At 32.8% G+C, this 26,296-nt stretch carries 24 protein-coding genes; 17 read left to right on the top strand and 7 right to left on the bottom strand.

Features of this window, described 5'->3' with window-relative positions; genetic code table 11:
- Positions 1–28 precede the first annotated feature (28 nt).
- The 13 genes from SD960_RS03660 (at position 29) to SD960_RS03600 (ending at position 15,730) form a co-directional block, all read left to right on the top strand.
- Complete coding sequence (locus SD960_RS03660; protein WP_318801009.1) at positions 29–1,360, top strand: GDSL-type esterase/lipase family protein; 1,332 nt, start codon at positions 29–31, stop codon at positions 1,358–1,360.
- A gap of 1 nt (position 1,361) precedes the next feature.
- A complete protein-coding gene (locus tag SD960_RS03655; RefSeq protein ID WP_318801008.1) occupies positions 1,362–3,041 on the top strand; it encodes an MBOAT family O-acyltransferase in 1,680 nt (559 codons plus the stop codon).
- A 251-nt stretch (positions 3,042–3,292) separates the two neighbouring features.
- Positions 3,293–4,645, top strand: a complete 1,353-nt coding sequence (ffh, locus tag SD960_RS03650) for a signal recognition particle protein (protein ID WP_318801007.1) — start codon at positions 3,293–3,295, stop codon at positions 4,643–4,645.
- Between the two features lie 136 nt (positions 4,646–4,781).
- The gene (locus SD960_RS03645; protein WP_318801006.1) at positions 4,782–5,666 is read left to right on the top strand and encodes a bifunctional 5,10-methylenetetrahydrofolate dehydrogenase/5,10-methenyltetrahydrofolate cyclohydrolase; all 885 of its coding nucleotides are present in this window, start codon (positions 4,782–4,784) and stop codon (positions 5,664–5,666) included.
- Between the two features lie 336 nt (positions 5,667–6,002).
- Positions 6,003–6,929 carry a magnesium transporter CorA family protein gene (locus SD960_RS03640; protein WP_318801005.1) on the top strand — a complete coding sequence of 309 codons (927 nt, stop codon included), beginning with the start codon at positions 6,003–6,005 and terminating at the stop codon, positions 6,927–6,929.
- 1,232 nt (positions 6,930–8,161) lie between these two features.
- Positions 8,162–8,776, top strand: a complete 615-nt coding sequence (locus SD960_RS03635; RefSeq protein ID WP_318801004.1) for a hypothetical protein — start codon at positions 8,162–8,164, stop codon at positions 8,774–8,776.
- 4 nt (positions 8,777–8,780) lie between these two features.
- Positions 8,781–9,077: a winged helix-turn-helix domain-containing protein gene (locus SD960_RS03630; RefSeq protein WP_042565991.1), complete on the top strand. Its 297-nt coding sequence runs from the start codon at positions 8,781–8,783 to the stop codon at positions 9,075–9,077.
- A gap of 52 nt (positions 9,078–9,129) precedes the next feature.
- Positions 9,130–10,518 carry a DUF4173 domain-containing protein gene (locus tag SD960_RS03625; RefSeq protein ID WP_318801003.1) on the top strand — a complete coding sequence of 463 codons (1,389 nt, stop codon included), beginning with the start codon at positions 9,130–9,132 and terminating at the stop codon, positions 10,516–10,518.
- Positions 10,519–10,771: 253 nt separating this feature from the next.
- Entirely contained in the window at positions 10,772–11,278 is a 507-nt protein-coding gene (locus SD960_RS03620; protein WP_318801002.1) for a hypothetical protein, read from the top strand.
- Positions 11,279–11,379: 101 nt separating this feature from the next.
- Positions 11,380–13,122, top strand: a complete 1,743-nt coding sequence (locus SD960_RS03615; RefSeq protein ID WP_318801001.1) for a tetratricopeptide repeat-containing sensor histidine kinase — start codon at positions 11,380–11,382, stop codon at positions 13,120–13,122.
- Entirely contained in the window at positions 13,115–13,861 is a 747-nt protein-coding gene (locus SD960_RS03610; RefSeq protein WP_318801000.1) for a response regulator transcription factor, read from the top strand. Before SD960_RS03615 ends, SD960_RS03610 begins: the two co-directional genes overlap by 8 nt.
- 324 nt (positions 13,862–14,185) lie before the next feature.
- On the top strand, positions 14,186–14,530 hold the full coding sequence (locus tag SD960_RS03605; RefSeq protein ID WP_318800999.1) for a mannan-binding lectin: 345 nt from the start codon (positions 14,186–14,188) through the stop codon (positions 14,528–14,530).
- 99 nt (positions 14,531–14,629) lie between these two features.
- Positions 14,630–15,730, top strand: a complete 1,101-nt coding sequence (locus tag SD960_RS03600) for a glycosyl hydrolase family 18 protein (RefSeq protein WP_318800998.1) — start codon at positions 14,630–14,632, stop codon at positions 15,728–15,730.
- 64 nt (positions 15,731–15,794) lie between these two features.
- Here the strand turns inward: SD960_RS03600 and rluF are convergent, their stop codons facing one another.
- From rluF to SD960_RS03585, 3 genes are all read right to left on the bottom strand, one after another.
- Entirely contained in the window at positions 15,795–16,607 is an 813-nt protein-coding gene (rluF, locus tag SD960_RS03595) for a 23S rRNA pseudouridine(2604) synthase RluF (protein WP_318800997.1), read from the bottom strand.
- A 325-nt stretch (positions 16,608–16,932) separates the two neighbouring features.
- Positions 16,933–17,277, bottom strand: coding sequence for an antibiotic biosynthesis monooxygenase (locus SD960_RS03590; protein WP_318800996.1), 345 nt, complete (start codon positions 17,275–17,277; stop codon positions 16,933–16,935).
- A gap of 10 nt (positions 17,278–17,287) precedes the next feature.
- Positions 17,288–18,442 (bottom strand): cytochrome P450, encoded by a 1,155-nt coding sequence (locus tag SD960_RS03585; RefSeq protein WP_318800995.1) that lies wholly within the window; start codon positions 18,440–18,442, stop codon positions 17,288–17,290.
- 75 nt (positions 18,443–18,517) lie between these two features.
- On the opposite strand from SD960_RS03585, the gene SD960_RS03580 reads away from it, so the two are divergent.
- Positions 18,518–19,198, top strand: coding sequence for a winged helix-turn-helix domain-containing protein (locus tag SD960_RS03580; protein WP_318800994.1), 681 nt, complete (start codon positions 18,518–18,520; stop codon positions 19,196–19,198).
- A 190-nt stretch (positions 19,199–19,388) separates the two neighbouring features.
- Here the strand turns inward: SD960_RS03580 and SD960_RS03575 are convergent, their stop codons facing one another.
- The 3 genes from SD960_RS03575 to SD960_RS03565 all read right to left on the bottom strand — a co-directional run bounded on the left by SD960_RS03575 (position 19,389) and on the right by SD960_RS03565 (position 22,297).
- On the bottom strand, positions 19,389–20,240 hold the full coding sequence (locus tag SD960_RS03575; protein ID WP_318800993.1) for an alpha/beta hydrolase: 852 nt from the start codon (positions 20,238–20,240) through the stop codon (positions 19,389–19,391).
- Positions 20,241–20,419: 179 nt separating this feature from the next.
- On the bottom strand, positions 20,420–21,199 hold the full coding sequence (locus tag SD960_RS03570; protein WP_072974617.1) for a zinc ribbon domain-containing protein: 780 nt from the start codon (positions 21,197–21,199) through the stop codon (positions 20,420–20,422).
- Positions 21,200–21,202: 3 nt separating this feature from the next.
- Complete coding sequence (locus tag SD960_RS03565; RefSeq protein WP_318800992.1) at positions 21,203–22,297, bottom strand: Nif3-like dinuclear metal center hexameric protein; 1,095 nt, start codon at positions 22,295–22,297, stop codon at positions 21,203–21,205.
- Positions 22,298–22,553: 256 nt separating this feature from the next.
- Here SD960_RS03565 and SD960_RS03560 point away from each other — a divergent pair, with 256 nt between their 5' ends.
- From SD960_RS03560 to lpxK, 3 genes are read left to right on the top strand one after another with little or no spacing between them, the layout of a single operon-like run.
- Positions 22,554–22,796, top strand: a complete 243-nt coding sequence (locus SD960_RS03560; protein WP_318800991.1) for a DUF2683 family protein — start codon at positions 22,554–22,556, stop codon at positions 22,794–22,796.
- Complete coding sequence (locus SD960_RS03555) at positions 22,772–23,053, top strand: Txe/YoeB family addiction module toxin (protein ID WP_318800990.1); 282 nt, start codon at positions 22,772–22,774, stop codon at positions 23,051–23,053. Before SD960_RS03560 ends, SD960_RS03555 begins: the two co-directional genes overlap by 25 nt.
- A gap of 4 nt (positions 23,054–23,057) precedes the next feature.
- Positions 23,058–24,080 (top strand): tetraacyldisaccharide 4'-kinase, encoded by a 1,023-nt coding sequence (gene lpxK, locus SD960_RS03550; protein ID WP_318800989.1) that lies wholly within the window; start codon positions 23,058–23,060, stop codon positions 24,078–24,080.
- A 30-nt stretch (positions 24,081–24,110) separates the two neighbouring features.
- Here the strand turns inward: lpxK and SD960_RS03545 are convergent, their stop codons facing one another.
- A complete protein-coding gene (locus tag SD960_RS03545; protein WP_318800988.1) occupies positions 24,111–26,282 on the bottom strand; it encodes an ATP-binding protein in 2,172 nt (723 codons plus the stop codon).
- Positions 26,283–26,296: the final 14 nt, after the last annotated feature.

Here is a 26,296-nt window from a genome sequence, read left to right as displayed (position 1 = left end):
GTCAGTCTCACTTTTAATAACTAAAAATATGATTAGTAAAATCGATAGTGCAACGATTGAATCGTACATGGGTAATCACATTTATAATGCAAAAGTATTAGAAAGTGTTTTTGAAAAGTTAAAAGAAAACGAAGGCGATAATAAGCAAAAAATAAATATTGTACATATTGGCGATTCCCATATTCAGGGAGATTTAATGACCAATAAAATTAGAAAAATTTTGCAGCAGCAATTCGGAAATGCAGGTCGTGGTTTTGTTTTTCCGTATCAATTGGCAAAAACAAACGGATCTTATAACGAAAGATTCTATTCGAACAGAATCTGGGAAAGTTATCGAAATATTTATCCCGTAAAAAACAGACCAATCGGTTTAAGCGGAATTGGTTTGTGGAGAGATAATGGTGGTTTTGCTGTTCAATTGAATATAAAAGATGCGGCTTACAAATTCAATTCTATCCATATTATTACGCCTCAAAACCAGAATATGTTTGATTTGGCAATATCATCCCAAACCAATATTATTCAGTCGACAGAGCGAAAAGTAATCACGCATAAAATTAAAAAAGGAGAAGCGATTTCGGTAATTGCAGATAAATACAATATTTCTGTAGCCGAAATCAAAAGAGCAAATAATCTGAAATCAAATAATATTCGTGCCGGAAGAATTTTAAAAATTCCAACAAATGAAACAAAACCGAAAGAGATTAAAAATTCCGAATTTGTTCCGTTAAATCTGGAATCTGACGCATTTTCTCATTATTATAAATCAGAAAAAGCATTAGATAAAATTTACCTGATTCCAAATAAAGAAGCATCAGAATTTGAGCTTAACGGACTTGTTTTAGAAAAAGATGCTCCGGGAATAACCTATAGCGGAATTGGAGTAAATGGCGCTAAATTCTCTGATTACAATAAATATCCTTTGTTTTTTGAGCAGTTAAAATCTTTACATCCCGATTTGTTGATTTTTTCTCTCGGTACAAATGAAAGTTACGATAACATGGAAGCTTCGGCTTATATGAGACAATTACGCGAATTTATAAGTAACCTGAAAGATCAAAAAATTGATGTTCCGATAATTATTATGACGCCTCCGCCATCACTGCACAGAAAGAGAAAACCCAATGTGTACGTTAAAGATTATGCAGAACGAATTAATAGCACTGCAGAAAAAGATGATTTTGCAGTTTGGGATTTGTACGATGAATTTGGTGGAATAACAGGAGTTCGAAAATTAAGAGCAGAAGGATTGATAGGCCCCGATTTTGTTCATTATTCTAAAAAAGGATACGAAAAACAAGCAAAATTGTTTACGGAAGCGTTTTTAAAAGCATACGATAATTTTAAATCAAAAAAATAAGTTGATAACAAGTAATAGCATAAATGATTGGTTTGTTCAGAATTTCGGTGAAATTACAGTAGAGCAAGTCAAAAGTTGGTTCATATATAATCCCGACGAAAAATTATTATTCAATACAGGCTTATTTCTTGGATTGTTTTTAGTTTTCTATTTCGTATACGCATTTTTGCGCAAAACATTTTATTTAAGATTAACCTACGTTATTCTTTTCTCACTTTTCTTTTATTATAAGTCAAGTGGAATTTACTTTTTACTATTATTGCTTTCATCTGTAGTTGATTATGGCTTGAGTCAGATTATTTACAGAGAAACAAAAGATAGCACCAAGAAAATTTATCTGGTTATAAGTGTAATACTGAACTTAGGTTTGCTTGGTTATTTCAAGTATATGAATTTCATGATTGTCACTTACAATGACATGTTCAACGGTCATTTTGCTTTGCATAATATTTTTCTTCCTGTCGGAATTTCGTTTTATACTTTTCAGTCGATGAGTTATATTATTGAAATTTATCGCGAAGAAATAAAGCCGACAAAAAACTATATTGAATATTTATTTTTCGTTTCGTTTTTTCCGCAATTAGTGGCCGGACCAATTGTTAGGGCAAAAGATTTTTTACCGCAGATTTACCAAAAATTGAATCTTACCAAACAAGATGTAAACAACGCTTTATTTCTTATTATTGGTGGATTGATTAAGAAAACAGTAATTTCAAATTACATCTCAATAAACTTCGTAGACCGAGTTTTTGATACGCCGATGAATTATACGTCATTCGAAAATTTAATGGCTTCTTACGGATATGCCATTCAAATTTATTGTGACTTCTCAGGATACTCAGATATGGCCATCGGAATCGCTTTGTTGTTAGGATTTAAATTACCAGCCAACTTTAGAACGCCTTATAAATCAGTATCGATTACAGATTTCTGGAGAAGGTGGCATATTTCACTTTCAACGTGGTTAAAAGATTTCTTATATATTTCTATCGGAGGAAACAGAGAAGGTACATTTGCCGGATATTTATTCCCAAGTTTATTTTTCTTCGGATTATTACTTTGGGGAATGTCGAATGTAAACGAAAGCTTTATTCCTTTGGCAATCGCAATTGGATCAATTGGATTATTTTGTCTGACATTTTTACTTTCGAAGAAAAAAAATCAAACGCTAGTAACCAATTTCAATTTATTCACCACAATGCTTTTAGGCGGATTGTGGCACGGAGCCGGAGCACAATTCATTATCTGGGGAGCATTACACGGATTAGCATTAGCGGTTCATAAAATATTTATGGAATTATTCCCTTCCAAAAAAGAAGGTTCTAATTTCTTTTGGAAATTCTTTTCAATCGTAATAACATTTCATTTTGTAGTTTTCTGCTGGATCTTTTTCCGTGCCAGAGATTTTGAAACAGCTTTGCAGGTGATCAATAATATTGGTCAGTTAACATTCGAACCAGAGCAATGGAAAGTAATATTTTTAGGATACAAAAATGTATTTTTATTAATGCTGTTTGGTTATGTTTGGCATTTCTTGCCGGAAGTTTTTACAAACGGCATGAAATCAGTTTTTGATAAAACACCACTATTAGCAAAAGCAATAGTTTTGGGCTTTGTATTCTGGATTGTTTATGCCACAGCAGTTGCAGGTTCGCAACCGTTTATTTATTTCCAATTCTAAAAATATTGCCACAAAGGCACGAAAGCGCAAAGATTTTTTCTTTGCGCTTTTTTGTATAACGCAGATTTAGCATGCTGTTTTTTTTTATCTTTAATCTAAAAAAATAATCTGCTAAATCTGCGTGAAAGATAAACTTTACGAGCAAAAAAACTTCGCGCCTTAGTGCCTTCGTGGCAAAAAACTACGCATAAATAAAAATTGCCTAAAATATCTAATTAGATTATCTTTGCACTTCAAATAAAGAAAATAGTATGTTTGATAATTTAAGTGATAAGTTAGATAAAGCCTTCCATATATTAAAAGGACACGGTAAAATTACAGAAGTAAACGTTGCCGATACTTTAAAAGAAGTTCGTCGTGCCTTATTAGACGCCGATGTTAACTTTAAAATTGCCAAAGATTTTACAACCAAAGTAAAAGAAAAAGCAATAGGTCAGGACGTATTAACTACGCTTCAGCCAGGACAATTACTGGTGAAGCTGGTAAAAGATGAGTTGACTGAATTAATGGGTGGTGATGTTGCAGGAATTAATCTTTCTGGAACTCCAAGTATTATTTTGATGTCAGGATTGCAAGGTTCTGGTAAAACGACTTTCTCAGGAAAATTAGCTAATTTTCTAAAAACAAAGAAAAATAAAAAACCACTTCTTGTAGCGTGTGATATCTACCGTCCTGCGGCGATCAATCAGTTGCATGTTGTAGGTGATCAAATAGGTGTTGAGGTTTACTCAGAACCGGAAAATAAAAATCCTGTTGAAATTGCTCAAAATGCAATTAAACATGCCAAAGCAAACGGTTTTAACGTCGTAATTGTCGATACAGCCGGTCGTTTAGCAGTAGATCAGGAAATGATGGATGAAATTGCTCGTGTTCACAAAGCAATTCAGCCACAGGAAACATTGTTCGTTGTGGATGCCATGACAGGACAAGATGCTGTAAATACAGCAAAAGCTTTCAACGATATCTTAAATTTTGATGGAGTTATATTAACCAAATTAGATGGAGATACTCGTGGTGGAGCTGCAATTTCGATTAAATCGGTTGTAAACAAACCAATCAAATTTGTTGGTACAGGCGAGAAGATGGAAGCCATTGATGTTTTCTATCCAGATCGTATGGCCGAGCGTATCTTAGGTATGGGAGACGTTGTGTCTCTTGTAGAAAGAGCGCAGGAACAATTTGATGAAGAAGAAGCCAGAAAACTTCAAAAGAAAATCGCTAAAAACGAATTCGGTTTTGATGATTTCCTAACGCAGATTCAGCAAGTAAAGAAAATGGGTAATATGAAAGACCTGGTTGGAATGATACCCGGAGCTTCAAAAGCCATGAAAGATGTAGAAATAGAAGATGATGCTTTTAAACATATTGAAGCAATCATTCACTCGATGACGCCAATCGAAAGAAGTAAACCTGCCATTATCGACGTAAAAAGAAAAGCCAGAATCGCAAAAGGTTCCGGAACGAAAGTCGAGCAAGTAAATCAGTTGATGAAGCAGTTTGACCAAATGAGCAAGATGATGAAAATGATGCAAGGTCCGGGCGGAAAAAACCTGATGAAAATGATGGGAGGCATGAAAGGAATGCCAGGCGGAATGCCGAGATAATAAAATAAAAAGTTTCAAGTTTCAGGTTTCAAATTAAGAGACAGAAATTTGAAACTTTTTTTCAATAATATAGTTTCGCCCCAACTTGAAACCTGAAACTTGAAACAAAAATTAAACCTGAAACAAAAATTAAGAAATGCAACTACTAGACGGTAAAAAAACATCTGAAGAAATTAAAAACGAAATTGCAGCCGAAGTTCAATTAATAAAAGCAGCCGGAGGAAAAGTACCTCATTTAGCAGCCGTTATAGTTGGTACAAATGGAGCAAGTTTAACTTACGTAGGAAGTAAAGTGAAATCTTGTCAGCAAATTGGCTTCGATTCAACTTTAGTCGCTTTACCAGAAGATATTACCGAAGCAGATTTATTAGCAAAAATCAAAGAACTAAACGAAGATGATAATCTGGATGGATATATCGTTCAGTTGCCATTGCCAAAACATATAGACGAGCAAAAAATTCTATTAGCAATTGATCCCGATAAAGATGTTGATGGATTTCATCCAACAAACTTTGGAAGAATGGCTTTGGAAATGGAAAGTTTCATTCCTGCAACTCCATTCGGGATCATGCAATTATTAGAGCGTTATAAAGTAGAAACTGCCGGAAAACATACTGTAGTGATTGGAAGAAGCCACATCGTAGGCCGACCAATGAGTATCTTAATGAGTCGTAAAGGAAATCCGGGAGATTCAACTGTTACGCTAACACACAGCCGTACTAAAAATTTAGCAGAATTTACTAAAAATGCAGATATCATTATTACAGCTTTAGGAGTTCCTGAATTTTTAAAAGGTGATATGGTGAAAGACGGAGTTGTAATTGTAGATGTTGGAATTACACGTGTTGAAGATACATCAAACTCAAAAGGTTACGTAATAAAAGGTGACGTTGATTTTGACGAAGTAAGCAAAAAAGCATCATTCATTACACCAGTACCTGGTGGAGTAGGACCAATGACAATTGCCATGTTGCTTCAAAACACACTTTTAGCAAGAAAAATGAGAAGCGCCAAAAAATAATGCTCTTTCAAAAATATACAAAGCCTGTTCAATTGAACAGGCTTTGTTGTATTACACAAATAAAAATTCTCTCACATAGCTGGCTATGTTTGTTTAGAAAAAGTGAAACGCCTTTTACAGTTGCAATATCTATGTTTCTATGTGTTTAAAAACTCTGCTCAAAGTACATTTTAATATATAATTAATACCCTAAAGTTTCCCGTCTTAAAAATAAAAGATACTTTTGCCACACTTTAAAAAACACTTCTCCAAATGGACGATTATTATTCGTTAGTATTAAATTAAAAACAGCTTTTGAAAATTTCAAAATGCTGCGATAAAACCCTGTATTTTGAAATGAAAGCCTTTTACACAAACAACAACGGATTAATCGAAATCTCAAAATGGACACCAAACTGCTGGATAAGTATCGAATCTCCATCAGAAACAGAAAAAAAATATTTACTCGAAGAACTTCAAATTCCCGAAGCATTTTACAACGATATTGAAGATATCGACGAAAGACCCCGTATCGAAATCGAAGATGGCTGGACGCTTATCATCATGCGCGTTCCTATAAAAAGTGACGACGTCAAACTGCCTTTTCAAACTATTCCGCTTGGTGTCATTTTCAAAGATGATATCTGCGTAACCATTACATTTTACAAAACAGAAATCATACATGATTTTATGTTGTATTCAAGACGAAAAAACATTCAGGTTAAGGATAATTCAGACTGGGTTTTGAGATTGCTTCTCTCCTCAAGTGTCTGGTATTTAAAATACCTAAAACAAATTAATCAAAAGATAAAATTAGCCGAAGACAATTTAGAAAAATCAATCAAAAACGAAGAATTGCAGGCATTGCTTCAAATCGAAAAATGTTTGGTTTTCTTTATCACTTCCTTAAAAGCAAATGATGTTTTGTTTCATCGTATAAAAAACTTAAAAGCATATAAGGCAAACTACGATTTAGATTTGCTTGAAGATGTCGAAATCGAATTAAGTCAGGCGCAGGACACGGCCAATATTTACAGCAACATCCTAACCGGAATGATGGATGCGTATGCCTCGGTGATTTCTAATAATATGAACAATATTATGAAACAAATGACATCTATTTCGATCATTTTAATGATTCCAACCCTAATCGCAAGTTTGTACGGAATGAACGTGCCAAACGGTTTAGAAGAAAGCAAATACGGTATTTGGATTCTTCTTTTCGTTTCAGTTATTCTCTCTACTTTTGGCGTGTTTTTATTCAAACGCAGAAGATGGTTTTGATAAATTAAAATTTCTCATTCAGATACAAAAGCCTATTCAATCGAGTAGGCTTTTCGCTTTAATACATTGGGCGTGACCGTATTTGCAAAAGGCGCTCCAATCTTGCTGCATATGTGCGCCTTTCGCAAATACGGTCGGGCTATCCGCGCTACTTCGGTAGCAAGCTCCTATCCCTCACGCGGCTCTCCGGTAATAACAAATCTCGTTCCTGCATTATTTCAAAACCTTTTATTTCATAATATCATTCCCAAATTATTTACAATCCCAATCCCAGAGGGATGCAATATTTATAGAATTTTTCAGTATAAAAGAATAACAAACCCCAGCGGGGTGAAATCTTTAAGTTATCCGGTGAAGAATATATCGTTCCGACGGAACTCTCTTGCCTGACGAACATATTAACTATAAATATTACGCTCCTTTGGAGCTTATTTATAATATTGGAATTAGAAAATACATCTGGTTCGCAAATACGGTCGGGCTATCCGTGCTACTTCGATAGCCAGCTGCTATCCTCACGTAACTCAGAGGCAGTAAGACCTTTTCATATCCTTCAAGGTTTTCAAAACCTTTTATTTCATAATGTCATTCCTAAATTATCTATAATCTCAAATCCCAGAGGGATGCAATATTTATAGAATTTTTCAGTGCAAAAGAATAACAAACCCCAGCGGGGTGACATCTTTAAGTTAAATGCGGTGAAGAATATATCGTTCCGATGGAACTCTCTTGCGTGACGAACATATTAACTATAAATATTACGCTCCTTTGGAGCTTATCATTTATAATATCGGACTTAGAAAATACATCTGGTTCGAAAATACGGTCGGGCTATCCGTGCTACTTCGATAGCCAGCTCCTATCCCTCGCGCGGCTCTCCGGTAATAACAAATCTCATTCCTGCATTATTTTAAAACCTTTTATTTCATAATGTCATTCCTAAATTATTTATAATCTCAAATCCCAGAGGGATGCAATATTTATAGAATTTTTCAGTGCAAAAGAATAACAAACCCCAGCGGGGTGACATCTTTAAGTTAAATGCGGTGAAGAATATATCGTTCCGACGGAACTCTCTTGCCGGACGAACATATTAACTATAAATATTACGCTCCTTTGGAGCTTATTTATAATATTGGAATTAGAAAATACATCTGGTTCCTAAATAATTTCATTTTTTTATTTGTCAATCCAAAATAAATAATAACTTTGTAACTCAAAGTACTTTAATCATGAATCAGAAGCATCAAGAAGATTTATCACATATCCGTTCCATGATGGAGCGTTCTTCCAGATTTATATCACTAAGTGGACTCTCAGGAGTTTTTGCCGGACTTTCTGCTTTAATTGGCGGATTGTATGTTTATCAGTTATTCAAAATAAACGGGATAAATTATCTTGATGGAGAACATGTTTTATTGGATGGCAATTTAGTTTCTGAATTAATTACAAGCGGATTAATCATTTTGATCTTTGCTTTTATTTTCGGAATTTTTTTCACCATTAGGAAAAGTAAAAAGTACAATTTACCAATCTGGACAACCGCAACAAAAAAGATGCTTTTCAATTTGGCTATTCCTTTAGCAGTTGGAGGTATTTTTTGCCTGGCACTTATCTATCATAAGATTTTTATTCTGGTAGCGCCAACAACTTTGATTTTTTACGGATTAGCCTTGATAAATGCCGAAAAATATACATTTTCAGATGTTAAATACCTTGGTTTCAGCCAGCTTATTTTAGGATGCATTTCTTTGTTTTTCATCGGATATGGATTAATTTTTTGGATCATTGGTTTTGGAATTTTGCATATCTTGTACGGACTAATCATGTTCAAAAAATACAAATAATCCAATGGGAATCATTGATAAATTAAATAAGGATTTTGAAAGTCGTGTCAGATTGGGAATTATGTCCATTCTGATGGTCAATGACTGGATTGATTTTACCGAAATGAAAACCCTTTTGGATATAACAGATGGTAACCTGGCAAGTCATTCTTCGGCATTAGAAAAATCAGAATATATTGAAGTAAAGAAAGAATTCGTAGGCAAAAAGCCTAAAACATCATATAGAGTGACCAATAGAGGACGCGCGGCCTTTAATGAACACTTATCGAGTCTTGAAAAATTAATGAAATCTAACAAGTAAAATTTTTTTACCTAAACGCTTTGAAATACAAAGTACTTTTAAAATTTAAATTATGAAAAAACATCATTTTATTTTAGTATGCAGTATCGTTTTTACACTGCTTTTTTACAAGGAATCAATAGGAGTAAACCTCGCTATTTTTGGACTCGTTTTAACAGGCTTAATTTGTTATTTCTTTCAGGATCGATTCGCAGATCGGTCACATTTGGTTTTAGTGCTTACATCTATTCTATCGTGTTTTGCTTTTGCCTGGTATGGCGATTTTGTGTCATTTCTCGCGATGTTCATGTCAATTGTTTTTTTACAATTTAAAACGCATGATGTACAGCTAAAAATAATGCAGGTTTTTCCGCTTGTATTTGTAAACGGAATTACTTCTATAGGACGCGTTTTTATGTTTAGCCAATGGCTTCCGGAAAAGAAAATACATAATAATTTTGCCAAAAAACTGATAGCTTACTTTATCATTCCGGTTGTTTTTGTAGCGCTGTTTTTTACGGTGTATTCTTTTGGAAGTGATCATTTTTCTTCTCTGTTTACAGATTATCAATTAGATCTTGACATTTGGCAATTGCTCGTAATTACTGTTTTAGGATTTTATATTTCGTTTACTTTTTGGAATTATTGGATTCCGGAAGTTTGTTACGATCTCAATCCGAAATTAGCTAATGAGTTTTCTAACGATGAGAAAGCTGTAAACGAAAACACATTCTCATTTCTGGATTTAAATTTCGAGAGAAAAAGCGGCGAAATCACTTTATTGCTTTTAAACGTAATGCTCTTAATTTTTATCGTAACGTATAATTACGAACAATTTTTTGAAGTAATCGAAACCTCAAAATTAAGCGCAGATACACATGAAAGAGTAAATGCAATCATTTTTTCTATCGTTATGGCTGTTGGAGTAATTCTGTTTTACTTTAAAGGCGGATTCAATTTTGATGAAAAAGCAACAAATCTAAAGCGCCTGTCTAAAATCTGGATTGTATTAAACGGAGCTTTGATTTTGAGCACGGCAGTCAAAAATTCAGAATACGTTTCTTTTTTCGGATTGACATACAAAAGATTGGGAGTTTATGCGTTTTTAATCCTGGCTATTATTGGTTTAGTGTATGCCTTTTTAAAAATTACCAAACAAAAAACAAATGCCTATCTCTTCAATCAAATGATTTGGTATTTTTATGGAACCGTACTTTTGTGCAGCTTTTTTAACTGGGGAAGTCTGATTACAAACTATAACATTTCTGTGAATAAAGGAGTAGAGCCAAAATTTTTAAGTGGATTAAATTTTAATGACGAAACTCGCAGGGAATATTTTTTACTTCATAATCTGGATGGACAATACAGCGAAATTCAGCGGGAAAATGAAATTAAAAGGTATCAAAACGAAACTGTTTTATCAAAGATATTGTATTACGAATTTTTAAATGAAAGAAAATAAGTTTGCCAAATCCCATTCAATTTTGAATGGGATTTTTTTTTGATAGATATAATTGTAAGTCAAGTTTTATAAAGGTTCACGGCTAATAATTGTTAATTAATACAGTTATTACAAAGGCTTAAAACTTATTAAGAAAATGTTTACTATATTTGGTTTCTAAAAAAATCAAAGATTTGTCTTTTTTTAATTTAATAGAACAAGATAATTCTTAAAAATATAAATAATCTATAAATCTAACCCTAAAAACAAACCCATGACAAAAACTACTCTTACTGGACCTGGACCAGGTGGCAAAATCTATCCACCGGGTAAATGCATGAAACCTGAAAGCCAAAGTAGAATAACAAAAAAAACGCCTATAAGTTTTCCGGAAAATGAATCATCAATTCCTTTTGCTCCAATTGTTCAGGCTACATTAAAGAAGGATGGAACGTTTCAAGTTAGGGCAGTCTTTTTGGTTGCTCGTAAACCGAAAGGACAAAAAGAAGTTGAGGACGATAAACAAGACGAATTAGAATTTGATATTTATCAAAATTGGTATATAGATCTTCATGGAAAGCGCCAACTGCAGTTTTTTATAGCTTATGATATACTGGATGACCCAGAAAAAGAGTTTGATGTTTATGAAGCAAGTTTTAAAGCTGAACCATACCCTTATGGAACAGATACATTTGCTGAAATAGAAACAATTCAAACTTTTCTGTGGGATATAGACCCTGAAACTTCGAGAGGGACAGAAACTACTGTACAACAAGGATAATTAATTGAAGATTATTTAATCTTGATTAAATACAATAAAAGCGTTACGGATAATGATGTAGCGCTTTTATATCATTATTATTTGATAAAATATAAAGTATAATGATTAGAATTAAATTGTTTGCTACTTCAGTATTACTTTTTGTTTCCTTTTTCCTTTTTTCTCAAGAACCTCAAGAAATAGGTTCTTTAATGAATATTGAAATTAAAGCAAAATCTCGAGAATTTAACAAGAATATCAATTTTGATAAGGCTCAAAAGTTTTTTAGAGCAAGCAATTGGGATTCTACTTTGGTTTATTCTATGAAAGAAATAAGTAATTCAGAAAATAAAGAGCTTGTAGATTATTGTCATTATTTTAGAGGAATTGGTTTTAAAGAAAAAAAACTTCTTAATGAATCTAAAAAAGAGTTTAATAAGATTTCGAATAACTTCCGGTTTTTTTATAAGGTAAAAATGAAATTGGGCGAAATAGCTGTAGATCAAAAGGAGTTTAAAATGGCTTTACAGTATTTTCAGCAAGTCGAAAAATTCTCTGATAGGAGAATTTATGATATGAAAAACAGTACTGTTTTGCATAATATCGGTTTGTGTTATTTACATCTTAAAAACTATGATAAAGCCGAAGATTATTTATTCAAAAGTTCAAAAGTACAAGAGGTAGAAAAAGATACGTTGTTGCTTATCGGATCCTATATGGATCTTGCCAATTTGTATTATGAACAATATAAAGACAGTCAAGCAATTCCTTATTTTGAAAAAGCGTATCATTTATCTAAAAAAGTAAACTCATTCAATATAAAAAGAGCAGCAGCTAAGAATATGGCAGTGGTTGAAGAAAATAGAAAGAATTTCCCTTTAGCCTTAGTTTATAGAAAAGAATTTGAACAATGGAAAGATTCCCTAAACGATCAAAACAAAGTTTGGGCAATTGCAGATTTAGAAAAGAAATTTGCTGTAAAACAAAAACAAAAAGAAGTAGACGTTCTTGCAGCTGAAAATAAAGTAAAAATAGCCGAAAGAAATGGGTTTATTATTGCTTCGGTTTTACTTTTCATTTTGTTTGGAACTGGTGTTTATTTTTACCGACAGAAAATTAAAAACAATAAAATTATCCTCGCTCAGAAAAATGAGCTGGACGAATTGAATGCCACAAAAGATAAACTGTTTTCTATTGTAAGCCACGATTTGCGCTCATCAGTAAATGCCCTTAAAACAAGTAACGGCAAATTGATGGAGAATCTAAAGAATAAAAATTTCACAGAACTCGATGTTTTGCTTCATACCAATAGTACAATTGCAAATGGTGCTTATAATTTGCTGGATAACTTGCTTAATTGGGCTTTATTGCAAACCAAACAAGCCTATTTTTATCAGGAATCATTGCATTTGGCTACCATTGTACAGCATGTAGAATACAATTATAAACCATTGATGTTAAACGCAAATATCAATTTTAATAGCGATGTTTCAAAGACAGATTACGTTTTTGCAGATATGGATTCGCTAAAAATTATTATTCGAAACATGTTAGACAATGCCATTAAATTCTCAAAAGAAAACGGTGCAATTTCAATTTATTCAAGACCTTCATCAGAAGAATTTTGTTATTTAGTGATCGAAGATACCGGATTGGGAATGAATGAAACAACGCGACAAGAATTATTAAAAGAAACAGTTTTACTTTCGAAAAAGAAAAATGATGACATTATAGGTACCGGATTAGGAATGCAGTTGTGCAAAAGCCTGATTCGTAAAAATGGCGGAAAACTCGAAATAGAAAGTGAAGAAAATGTTGGAACTAAAATGATTATAATATTGCCTAAGTTTAAAAATCATGGATAATATTAATGTCCTTATCATCGAAGATACTGTTACAGAAAGTGATGCACTTGTAAAAGTACTTACCGAAAATAATTATAACATTGTGGGAATTGCCCGAACTTATCAGGAAGCGCTCACCATGTTTTACCAAAACACGATTGATATTGTTGTTATTGATGTTTTTCTGGATGGAAAACCAGACGGAATCACTTTTGCAGAAACTATAAATATCGTTCCAAACGGTGTAAAGCCTTTTGTTTTTTTAACGAGTTCAAAAGACCGTCAAATTTTTGAAAGAGCAAAATTGACAAGACCTTTTAGCTTTTTAATGAAACCTTTCAATGAACTTGAGATTTTGTATGCATTGGAAATGGCTGTCGAAAAATTTTACGAACAGACGAATGTTTTTCACAGTGAAGATCAGAATACCGTAATAAGTAATGATACACTTTTTATCAAAAAAAATAAATCTTTAAAGAAAGTCAAAATCGAAGATATTGTTTACATCGAGGTCGAAGATCGCTATTGTAACATTATTACAGATGTTGAAAAATTTGTAATTCTAATTTCATTGACTAAAATTATCCATCTTTTAGATCCGGCCAAATTTTGCCAGACGCATCGCAATTATATCGTGAACATAAGTAAAATAGAAGAAATAATAGTGAATGATAATTTGGTTATCTTAAAAGGAAATCACAAAGTTACCTTAAGTGATAAATACAAAGATTTCGTAAAAAATTTCAGAATCTTAAAGTAATAAACTATTTAAATTACTGATTTACAATTAAAAAACCTTTGCAGCTGCAAAGGTTTTTTTTTGCTCCCATACCTCGGTTTTTGTTTTTGGTGACATTGATTATCAATCTTGTAACATATTTATGATGTTAAATAAAGTTCTGCAATACTTTTACTATAGAAATTAAATAAAGCTAGCGTATTTGGTTTTTATATTACTGGTAATAAGTTAACTACAAATTAATCATTTGTAAATGTGGAGTTCTGTAACCACATAAAAAACGAGGCGTATCTGAAAAGCCAAAAGAGTAGGAACAAACAAATCAATAAATTAAAATTTAGTATCATGGCAACATTTAAAGTGAATATCCCGGCAGGCCCAATTTGGAGCCAACAAGACGCAAACGAAAAAGCTCCTTTAGTAGCAGCTGCACACCAAGGTAAATGGACAGGACAATGGAGTACCGTTGTAGACAGTCAAATGAGTGTAGTTGAATTAGAACTAAACGTTAAAAACGGAGGTAAAAACGAATACAAAACCAACGTTTTGGCTGGTCCGTTATGGAGTAATGATGAAGCTCAAAAAGTAGGTTCTGTAATTGCTGCATCTTATGGTGCTGAATTTACAGGACAATGGTCTACAATTGTAGAAGGGCAAATGAGCGTAATTGAAATTAAATATACCTTCTAATTTCAATTTCACTCATTTTGAGTAAAATAAAACTAGAAATGCTCCTATTGTATTTCTAGTTTTTTTGTTTAACCAAAGAATAATTTAGAAATTTATAAAATGGCCTGGATAAAAAAACCAAATGTGGCAATGTTTAAAGGTGCCAATTGGAATACCTTAATTGAGAGAGTTCCAAATTGCTCGCCTGAACAAGCCAAACGTATTGCAGTTAAAAACCCGAAAATCAGTTTCTTTTTCTTTTGCAGAGAATATATGGTTCTTGAAACATTAGGAGAGAAAGGGATTTTTAATCCCGGTGATGCTGTCTTTTTTAGTGGCGAACCTTGGTACGGTAGCGCACCGCAATGTGATTCATACGAAAAAACAGGAATGTCTGTTGCATATGTAAGTATAGATAAATTGCAAACACCAGGCTGCTACACGATGGCAGATGGCAGTGCGGCGGTTGATGTGGTTTGTATTTTTTCGGCAAATATTAATAAAAAACCTTTTCCGCAAGGACAGGTAGAATTGGCTCCAAAAACACAAGTTCCTGCCGGATATCCATATGTAGTAGGAACTTCAGATTATGCAGCACTTACAGCTGCAGATATTCAAAAATTGCAAAATAAAGGAATTACAGTATTGCTTTCTGTATTAAACAATCATGACGGAACAGGTTGGTCTGAGTTTCCAGATGAAGCAACAGCAGTCAATTTTGCCCACCAATTAAAAGAAGTGGTAGACAGAATAGGTTTAGACGGAATAGATATTGATGATGAGTATAGCGATAATCCGGCACCAAATCCATCTTCGTTAGTGACGGTTACTACAAAAATGCAGGAAATTATGCCTGATAAAATTATTTCCAAAGCTTTATGGGATGATTTAGCCTATTTTACGCCAAAATATCAAAACAGAACACTGGCAGATAACCTGACTTATGGCTGGGAAATGGGTTATGGTGGAGAACCAAAAGATCGTCTTCCTGTTTATACCACTTTTGGCATGGCAAAAAATACGCTTGTTTGTGGTTTTTGGTCAGGACAGCCTTCACGAACATCATCTCCATCACAAGATGTTTCCTGGTTAAAAGAAAATGGTTACGAAGGCGTTATGGTGTACGCATTTCAGCAGCAACCCAATATCGATTTATTAGGAGATCTTGTAAATGACTGGAACGGCGCAGGAAACTGGAATAAAACGCCAAATTGCCCGTAATTTACTTGCTGATAATCAAAAACAAAACCCCGAATTATTCGGGGTTTTATATGAAATTCTAAAACTAATAATCTCCTTTTTTCTTAAATCGGGGATCGTGTTTTGAAATAAATTCTGTTCTTCGTCTTGGGACTTCTTCTTTTGGTAAACTTGCTTCCTCAGTTTTGCTCGAAGGCTCAATTAAACGATTTAATTCTTTAATTTCTGCATCGGTTAAATCGCGATAACGACCAAGCGGAATATCTAATGAAATATTAATAATTCTGATACGCTTTAAAGCCGTTACATCATAACCCAAATATTCACACATTCTACGAATCTGACGGTTTAATCCCTGCGTCAGGATAATTTTAAACGTGTATTTACTGATTTGCTCTACTTTACATTTTCTTGTAACAGTATCCAAAATCGGAACACCATTTCCCATTCGTTGAATAAAACGATCTGTAATAGGTTTGTTTACTGTAACTGTATATTCTTTTTCGTGATTATTTCTGGCGCGCAAAATCTTGTTTACGATATCACCATCATTTGTCATAAAAATTAATCCTTCACTGGCTTTGTCCAATCTTCCAATCGGAAAAATACGTTTAGGATAATTAATATAATCCACAATATTATTTCGAACTTCTAAATTGGTCGTGCATTCAATTCCAGTAGGTTTGTTAAACGCCAAATAAACCATTTTTTCATGTTTCTCGACAATCAGCTTTCCATCAATACGTACTTCATCATCTGGCGAAACTTTGGTTCCCATTTCAGGTACAACTCCATTTATTGTCACGCGTCCTTCTTCAATTAATTTATCGGCTTCGCGACGGGAACAATAACCTGTTTCACCAATAAATTTATTCAGACGTTTTAAATTCTCTTCCATCTTGCAAAAGTAAGGAAAAATTCAATTTTAGAGTTTAGATTTTAGATTTTAGATTGTTGGACTTAATAGAATTTAGATTTTCTTGCAATATAGCTAAAGCTCCGGCGGAGCATCATATTTATAGATAATTCACAAAATCGGAGAAAAAAGCTCCAGCGGAGCGATATTTTTATTGTCCCAATATTAATATTTCGCCCCACTGTGGCTCATTTAATTTGCTTTAATCATTTTCTATAAACATATTGTCCCGCTGGGACTTTCTTTTATTTTTATGATATTATCGATCAAAAAAAACTTAAAATCTTATCATCTCAGAACCTTTTTCTTAAGAATGAAACTCAGAGCTGTCCTGTGGCGTTTCTTTTCTGTCAAACATTCCATAATCACGAACAACATGTGCGATTCTCAAATGGTAATCTTTAAAAATTTCATTTCTTCCTTTTGCCTGGGCATAACGATGCATTTCAAGATTCCTCCATTGTTGAATGCTTTCTTCATCTTTCCAAAATGATAAAGACAAAACTTTTTCGGGATTGGTAAAACTTTGAAAACGCTCTATCGAAATAAATCCATCAATATGACTTAGTTCTGGTTTTAAATTGGCAGCGATGTCAAGATATTCCTCTTTTTTCCCCTCATTCGGAACTACTTCAAAAATTACAGCTATCATATTTTGTGTTTTAATTATTTATTGAAATCCAGATATTTTTTGGCAATCTGGCATTTATTAAAGGTTCATATTCAATCTTGTTTTCTAATAATGCAATACTTTGGTACTCATTTACTAAATAAAATAAAGCTTCGGTCGCTAAATTGATAGAAAAATATTTAGCCAGACACATATGTCCGCCAATCCCAAAAGTCAGGTTTTCATGATTATTAGTTCTTTCAATATTAAAATCTATTGCATTTTCAAATTTTTGGGCATCACGGTTAGCTGAAGCCAGAACAATCAATATCGAATCACCTTTTTTAATTTGGCTTTCGCCGATGTAAAAATCTTCATTTGCAATTCGTCTGGTATTATGAATCGGAGGATCAAAACGCAAAGTTTCGATAACAGCTTTTTCTATTTCTTTTTTGTTTAAAAAGGATTTGTTGTTAATAATTTGCAGTAAGGAATTACTCAAGATTCCACGTCCGGCATCAAAACTCTGAATGCACAAACCAATAAAATTACTGACGGCAATCGGATTAATTTCTTCTACTGAAAGATTATATTGGTTGGAAACTTTGATCAATAAGGAATTGTAAAACGCTAAAGAAGAAAAATGTTTTTCGACTAATAAAGAGAGTTTCTCTGCATTTTCATTAATTAATTTTACTTGTTCCTCCGTTTTCTGCGGAAGCACAATTTTGCTGAAAGAATCTATTTTACCTGAAATAAATTCACAATCTTTTTCTTCAAAACCAAAACTTTTTAAAACAGTAAGAATGGGTAATTTTTTGCAAACAGAATTTACCCAATCGATTTTGTTATCGCTTAAATCCTTTTGAATCAATTGAGAAATAATTTGATCAATTGAGATAGATTTTATGTTTGAAAATAACAAAACAGCAATTTCACGCGTAATTTCATGTTGAATCCCGTTTGATAAACGAGTTAGATTGTTCAGGACCTTTAAAGCAGACTCATTTAGTTTTTGTTCATTATTCGGATTCACAATCGGAATTTGAACTTGAGAATTCTTCAAAATTTCAGCACAATACTCATAAGAGTAAATTGCCCATATTTGATTGGTTTCATCCCAATAAACTGGATTTTTATCCAACATTAATTTATAAATAGAATAAGGATCTTTAACCTCTGACTGAAAGAATAAACTGGATGACATATTTGATTTGTTTTTAGCAAAGTTATTTAACTTTACAAGCGAATACTTCAGTTTGTATTTAACTATGAAATCTATATGGAAGATCAATTTGTAAAGACAGCGACCTTAATTGGCGACCCAACGCGCGCGGTAATCATGTGGACATTGCTCGACGGAAGAGCTTTTACAGCAACCGAACTTGCCATTGTAGCCAATACTTCTCCGCAAAATATAAGTATGCATTTGACCAAACTTTTAGAAGGAGAATTACTTTCTGTAGAAAAGCAAGGACGTCATAAATATTATAGATTTTCAAACAAAGAAGTTGCTTACGCTGTAGAAGCAATGGCAAATCTTATTCCTAAACCAGAAATTCGATTAAAGAAAGAAAAGGATACTTATCCTCCAATAAAATATTGCAGAACCTGTTACGATCATTTGGCTGGGAAAATTGGCGTTGCTTTGACTGATAGTTTATTAGAACAAAAAATAATTCTGAATAAGAATGATGCCTTTCAAATTAGTTCTGAAGGCGAAAAATGGTTCTCGGATTTTGGAATTAATATAGAAGAAGCCCAAAAACAAAAAAGAATATTTTTAAAACCGTGCCTCGACTGGAGCGAAAGGCGAAATCATTTGGCAGGTTCAATTGGTGCATTGCTTTTAAATAAAATGATATCTGAAGACTGGCTCAGAAAAACTAAAAATTCAAGAGCAATAATTATTACTGGAAAAGGCGAGAAGGAGTTGCTGAAGTATTTTAAGATTGTTGTTTAGGATTTTCGAATGCTCGCAATATTTGTCATTTCGAGGCACGAGAAATCTCCGCGAGAAGCTCGATAAAGATTGGATTATCGTTGCGGAGTTACTCGCGGAGATTTCTCGTGCCTCGAAATGACAACACTGAGATTATTTACTCGTAATAATAAAAAACCTTTGTCCCTTTGTGCCTCTGCACCTTTGAACCTTAAGAAGAAAACAAAAAATCAATCACTTTAGCATACAATTCATCATCATGCATTCCGTGACCTAAGCCTTTGGTTTCTATAAATTGACTGTTTTTCCAGTTACTGGCGATTTTTTTGCCTTCTTCAAACGAAACAATATTATCTGAAGTATCATGCGCAATTAAACCGGAAACATTAAATTCTGCAGCAAATTTTTGCCCGGAAAAATCTTCGAGCTTAAAGTTGAAGCGATTCATGAATTTACTTTCTAAAAGTGAAAACATTTTAGTGTTCAGACTTAACATCGAAACATAATTATCAATTAATATTTTTAAATCTGATGGAGCTCCCAAAATTACCATTTTGTTAATACTGGTATTTGGAAACAAATATTGATGGTAGACACAAGCCGCACCGCCAATAGAGTGACCAATAATAATTTCGGGTTGGTATTTTTCGACAGCTTTATTGATGAATTCAGCATAAAGCGGAACATTAAATTCCTTTCCGCTGCTTTGTCCGTGTGCCGGGGCATCTATGGCGATAATAGTACTTCCTGATTTTTGAAGATGAGGTAACGTTTTTTTCCAGCGCGAAGCATTACTTTCCCATCCATGAACCAAAAGGATTTTGGTTTCATTTCCTTTCCAGATATAAGTTTGAAAATGATGTTCGTTATGGTGAAACGTTTCTGTTTCGGTATTTTTTAAAACTTTAGGTAAAGTGTCTTTTTGTAATCTGCCTATTCTTGGCTGACTAAAAAGTGCGTATGAAAGTTCTACAGCTTTTTGCGGACGAACATAACTCAGGAAGTTAATATATTGCCCAACTGATTTCAATGTAATGAAGCGTATTCCTTTTTTAATTCCCAAAGCCAATTGTTTAATGGTAAAATATAATTATTCGAAACCTGATCAAAAAGTATCGCCACGAATTTCACAAATTTAGCACGAATTTTTATTCTTAGTAGATAAAAATTAGTGAAATTAGTGAAATTCGTGGCGGAAAATTTTATGCAAAAAAAAATCCCGATTAGATCGGGATTTTATATTTAGAATTTAGAGAACAATTGTTCCATTTTTTCTTTTTCTTCTTCAGCTAATGCGCTGTCAACCAAAATTCTTCCAGAGTGCTCATCAGTGATGATTTTCTTTCTTGAAGCAATTTCTACCTGCGTTTGAGGTGGAATTGTAAAGAATGATCCTGCAGACGCTCCTCTTTCGATAGAAACAACCGCTAAACCATTACGAACACTGCTTCTGATTCTGTTGTAAGCTGCCAATAATCTTTCTTCAATTTGACCTGAAAACTCAGCAGATTTCTCAGATAAGAAGATTTCTTCTTTTTGAGTTTCAGCCATAATTGCATCAAGTTCAGATTTTTTATGTTTTAAATGAGAACTTTTAGCGTCAAGTTTTTCTTTTAAATTAGAAATAACTTCTTTTTTATGTTCGATAGAAGCTTTCATTTCTTTGATTTGCTTTTCAGCCAATTGAATTTCTAATTCCTGAAATTCAACCTCTTTTGTCAAAGAATTAAATTCTCTGTTATTACGAACTGATTCTTGTTGTTTTGTGTATTTTTTGATAACCTCTTTGTGCTCATCAATAGCGTTTTTCTTTGCTTTGATAAGATCTTCAATAACCTCAAGTTCACTTTTCAGTTTCTCTGAACGAGTGCTCAAACCTGCAACTTCATCTTCTAAATCTTCCACTTCTAAAGGAAGTTCTCCTCTTACGTTTCTGATCTCGTCAATTCTAGAGTCAATAAGCTGTAAATCGTATATTGCTCTTAACTTGTCCTCAACACTTAATTCTTTCGTATTCGCCATATTCTATAAGTACTTAACTGGATTTGTATTTTCTTCTGATAAAATGATGGCAAAATTAAGGATTTTTTTTCGAAGATAATCAACAATATAGTTTTTTGTATAGCGTTCGCTCTCAAAATGACCAATATCGGCTAAAAGTAACTTGTTTTCGGCTTCATAAAACTGATGGTATTTTAAATCGGCGGTTAAAAAAGCATCGGCTCCGGCCATAATTGCATTTTTAATGGCAAAACTCCCTGAACCTCCCAAAACGGCAACTTTCTTTATTTTTTTACCTAAAAACGCAGAATGGCGAATTCCGTCAGCAATCATTTTATCTTTTACTAATTGTAAAAACTCTTTTTCATCCATTTCAGTTTCAAATTCACCAATCATTCCCAGACCAATATTTTGATGGGAATTTTGAAGATCATAAATTTCATAAGCCACTTCTTCGTAAATATGATTAGCAAAAAGAGCTTTTAAAATTCTGGATTGTAAGTGTTTTTCAAAAATAACTTCGATTTTTATTTCTGTTCCGGTATGTAATTTTCCTTTTTCACCAATTACAGGATTACTGTTCTCGTTTCCTTGAAAAGTAAAAAAACCTTCGCTATTAAAACTGCAATTATCATAATTGCCAATAGTTCCTGCGCCAGCTTCAAACATCGCATTTCGAACTTTGTCTGAGTTTTCGGGAGTTGTGTACGTAACTAATTTTTGAATGAAATTCTGTTTTGGAATTAAAACTTTTGTGTTTATCAATCCCAAAGCATTGCAAAATATTTTGTTAACACCTTGCGAATGATTATCCAAAGCGGTGTGAACGGCATAAATAGCAATATCGTTTTTGATAGCTTTTAAAATGGCGCGTTCGACATAATTTTTTCCAGTGATTTTTTTAATTCCTGAGAATAAAATTGGATGAAAGCAAACCACCAAATTGAAGTTTTTAGAAATGGCTTCATCAATTACGTTTTCGAGAGCATCATGACAAACTAAAACTCCGGTGCTTTCGGTTTCTGAATTTCCAACTAAAAGTCCAACATTGTCAAAATCTTCGGCATAAGCCAAAGGAGCCATTTGTTCCAGAACTTCTATTATATTTTTGATTTTCATTTGAATTTTTGTTTCAGGTTTCAAGTTTCAGGTTGTTCCATTAACTTAAATTTTTTAAACAAATTAACGAATAAACGCATTAACCTTAAAATATTTCAATGATATTGTGATATGTAATAGTTCTTACTTGCTAATATATTATATTAGTAATAGTACGAATTTTAGTGATTTTATGCTACTTAATAGTAATACTTTGGTAATATATTATATTACTAAATAGTACGAATTTTGTATCTTTGTGTTTAAATAAAAAACTATGAAAACGTTAACTGTAAAAATAAACGAACGCACTAAAATAGGGAAAGCTTTTATCGCTATGTTTAATAGTTTTAAAGGTTTTGAAGAAATTGAAATTATAGAAACCGATTCAAAAAAACTTAAAAAGGAAGAGGGTTCTTACAATCCTGAATTCGTGAAAATGGTTTTAGATTCAGCTAAAAGAGGTGATTATACAGAAGTTGATCCAAAAGATGTATGGGGAAGTTTAGGCTTAAAATAGAAAAATTAGCGGAGTCGCATTTGAAAAAACATTTCAAAGCAGGTAATCAAGCTAGTATCAAAAAAATTAATCAGATCTTAGAAGAACTTAGTAAGACGCCTTATGAAGGTGTTGGAAAGCCTGAAGCATTAAAACACGGACTTACTGGATTTTGGTCAAGAGAAATAAATTCTAAAGACAGAATAATATATAAGGTACAGGATGATATTGTAACCGTGTTCGTAATCTCCGCCATGGGACATTATTCTGACAAATAACTTTATGAACCTACTTCGAATATTACTTTTTCCTTTCGCCGTTTTATACGGATTCATTACTTCTATCCGGAATTTCCTTTTTGATAAAGGAATTCTAAAATCAACTTCATTTGATATTCCCGTTATTGCCGTTGGGAATTTGAGTGTTGGCGGAACTGGAAAAACTCCCCAAATTGAATATTTAATTCGATTATTATCTGATAAATATAAAATAGCAACTTTAAGCCGCGGTTACAAGCGGAAATCTGAAGGTTTTGTTTTGGCAGATGCTACCTCAAATGCCGAAATTTTAGGAGATGAACCATTTCAGTTTTATCAAAAGTTTCCAAACATTCAGGTTGCTGTTGATGCAAACAGAACAAACGGAATTACACAATTGCTTTCTCAAAAAATAAAACCACAGATAATTTTACTGGATGATGCTTATCAACATCGAAAAGTAAAAGCAGGTTTTTATATTTTACTAACTTCCTATGATGATTTGTACGCTGATGATTTTATGCTGCCAACCGGAAATTTACGTGAAAGCAGGAGCGGAGCCAGTCGCGCCAAAATTGTCATCGTAACAAAATGTCCGAAGAATTTATCTGATGAAAAGCAAAGTGAAATCTGGGGAAAATTAAAACTAAACAGTTCCCAACAATTGTATTTTACTTTTATAGATTATGATGACGCAATCTATGGTAAAGACGAAAAAATTGCTGTAAATGAAATTAGAAATGAGTCCAAATTACTTTTGGCAGGAATTGCAAAACCAACTCCATTTTTTGATTACTTAAAAAACGAAAATGACGAATGTCTGACTTTTCCGGATCATCATCATTTTTCTGAAAAAGATTTGGAAATGATTCAGAATAAAGCTCAAAACAAAAAAATCATTACAACAGAAAAAGATTATGTTCGCTTAAAAGATTCAAAACTGATTTCGCAATTATATTATCTTCCTATAAAAAGTAAATTCATCAATAATCAGCAAAACTTTGATGTGACCATTTTAGAGTACATAAAAAATAACTTAGAATCTTAGTCTCTTAGCATCTTAGAAGCTTAAAAAAAACTAATCGAAAAACTTAGCAATTGTACTGTAAAATTCATCAGGTACAAAAGGTTTTGTAATGACATCGTTCATTCCAAAAGCTAAAAGCATATCTTTATTTTCGTCAAGTGAAATAGCTGTTAATGCAATAATTGGAGTTGTTTTATCGTATTCACGAATTTGTTTGGTGGCAGTTGTTCCGTTGATTCCGGGTAAATGAACATCCATTAGAATCATATCAAAATGTTTTACTTTTAAAAGCTCTACGGCATCTTCGCCATTATCGATTATTTCACAATAAATAGCTTTGTTTTCCAACATTTTTCGCGTAATCATCTGATTGATTTTGTTGTCTTCAATCAATAAAATAGATTTGTGTTTTAGTTGTGTATCGTTGTATGGTTTTACTTCTTCCGCTTTTTCCATTGGTTCATGGTTAATGCTGAAATCTAGCTTAAAAGTAAAAGTCGAACCTTTGCCTACTTCACTTTTCAACTTAATTTCTCCGCCCAAAAGCTCAATAAGTTTTTTTACAATAGTAAGCCCTAAACCGGTTCCGCCATATTTTCTGTTAACTTCTACAGACCCTTGCGAGAAGCTTTCAAAAACAGTTTGTAATTTATCTTCAGGAATACCAATTCCGGTATCGACAATTTCAAAGTAAATGGTTGCATTCTCTTCAGTTTTATCAAATAATTTTGCAATCACATTTACGTTTCCGTTTTGTGTGAATTTTAAAGCGTTATTAATTAAATTCAATATAATTTGAGAAACTTTTGTCGAATCGCCAATTAAGCTATCAGGAATTTCTTTGTCTATTTCAAGGTTAAAATAGTTTTTATTGGCAGTTGCCAACTCTTTTAACGAACCCTGAATATTAAAGAGTAATTCTTTTAAATTAAAACTAATATGTTCGACTTCGACTTTTGTAGAATCTATTTTGTTTATTTCCAGAATTTCATTGATAAAAGTAGTAAGATAGTTTCCGGAGAATTTTAATGATTCAAGATATTTTAATTGCTTTTTCTTCGGACGATCTTCAAGAAGTAAATGTGTGATTCCGTTTATAGCGTTCAGTGGTGTTCTAAGTTCGTGACTTACGGTAGATAAAAATTCAGATCTGGCTTTTGATGCTTTTTCGGCCTTGTTTTTGGCCAGAATAAGTTCTTTGTTTTTTTCTTTTAAAAGTAAATTATTCTGATTTCGTATAATATTGTTTTTATATAAAGCCAAACTCAAAAGCGATAAAATAGAAATCAAGGCGATTGCCAAAATGCTGACAAGTTTAGAATAGCGATAGGTTTTTAACTGAATTTTTTCTTCACTTTCCCGTTTTAAAGTATTGTTTAAAGATTGATTTTTTTTGAATCTTTCGAATTCATTCAAATCAATTTTGGCATTTTTCAACTTTAAAATATAGTTTTCTATTTGATAATGTTCGTCCAGATATGAATAGGCGAGATCAAAATTTCGGTTTTCTTTATAGTACTGACTTATAGCTAAAACAATTTTTGATTTCTGAATTAAATCAGTTGTTTTTGAGTTAAGTTCCAGGGCAGTGTCGTAATAAATAATTGCCGAGTCGTTTTGTTTGAGTTGAGTTTCGATTAAACCAAGCTGATAATAAGAATCGATTTTGGTTTTTAAAAGAGAAGAATTGTCAGGTTTTTCGAGTATTGCCTGAAAGGTTTTTGTTGCGGCTTTTAAATCGTTATTGGTTTTAAATGCCATCGCTTTTTGATAGTTTAAAATTTCGGCACTATCAACAATATTTAATCTTTTAAGTAGCCTATGGGCTTTTTTATAATAAATCTCAGCCGTTTTATGATTACCTTTTGCAATATTGGTTACTCCAATATAATGTAGTGCCAAAGCTTTGGTGCATGTTGGTTTAAAGTTATCAAACAATGAAACGCTTTTGTGAAAGTTTTTTAATGCTTCCTCATATTTTTGTTGATTGTAATAAATCTTGCCGAGCTTAAAAGTCTGGTTGGCTAAACCCTCAGATTTGTGATTGGTCTCGCAAAAATCTATGGATTTTTGTGTAAAGAAAACCGCCTGATCGTATTTTTTAGTCTTAAGATTGGTGTTGGCTAACTTGTTATAATAGGCAATACTATCTATATTCTGCTTAGTTTGAGAATACAAAATTGAAGTAAAAAAACTAATTAGAATTAAAAGGTGGTATTTCATGTATTGCAATGCTT

Source organism: Flavobacterium sp. MMLR14_040 (assembly GCF_033657265.1).
GTDB lineage: Bacteria > Bacteroidota > Bacteroidia > Flavobacteriales > Flavobacteriaceae > Flavobacterium.
Note: the sequence above shows the minus strand (reverse complement) of the source record. Positions and strands in the feature narration are given on the sequence as shown.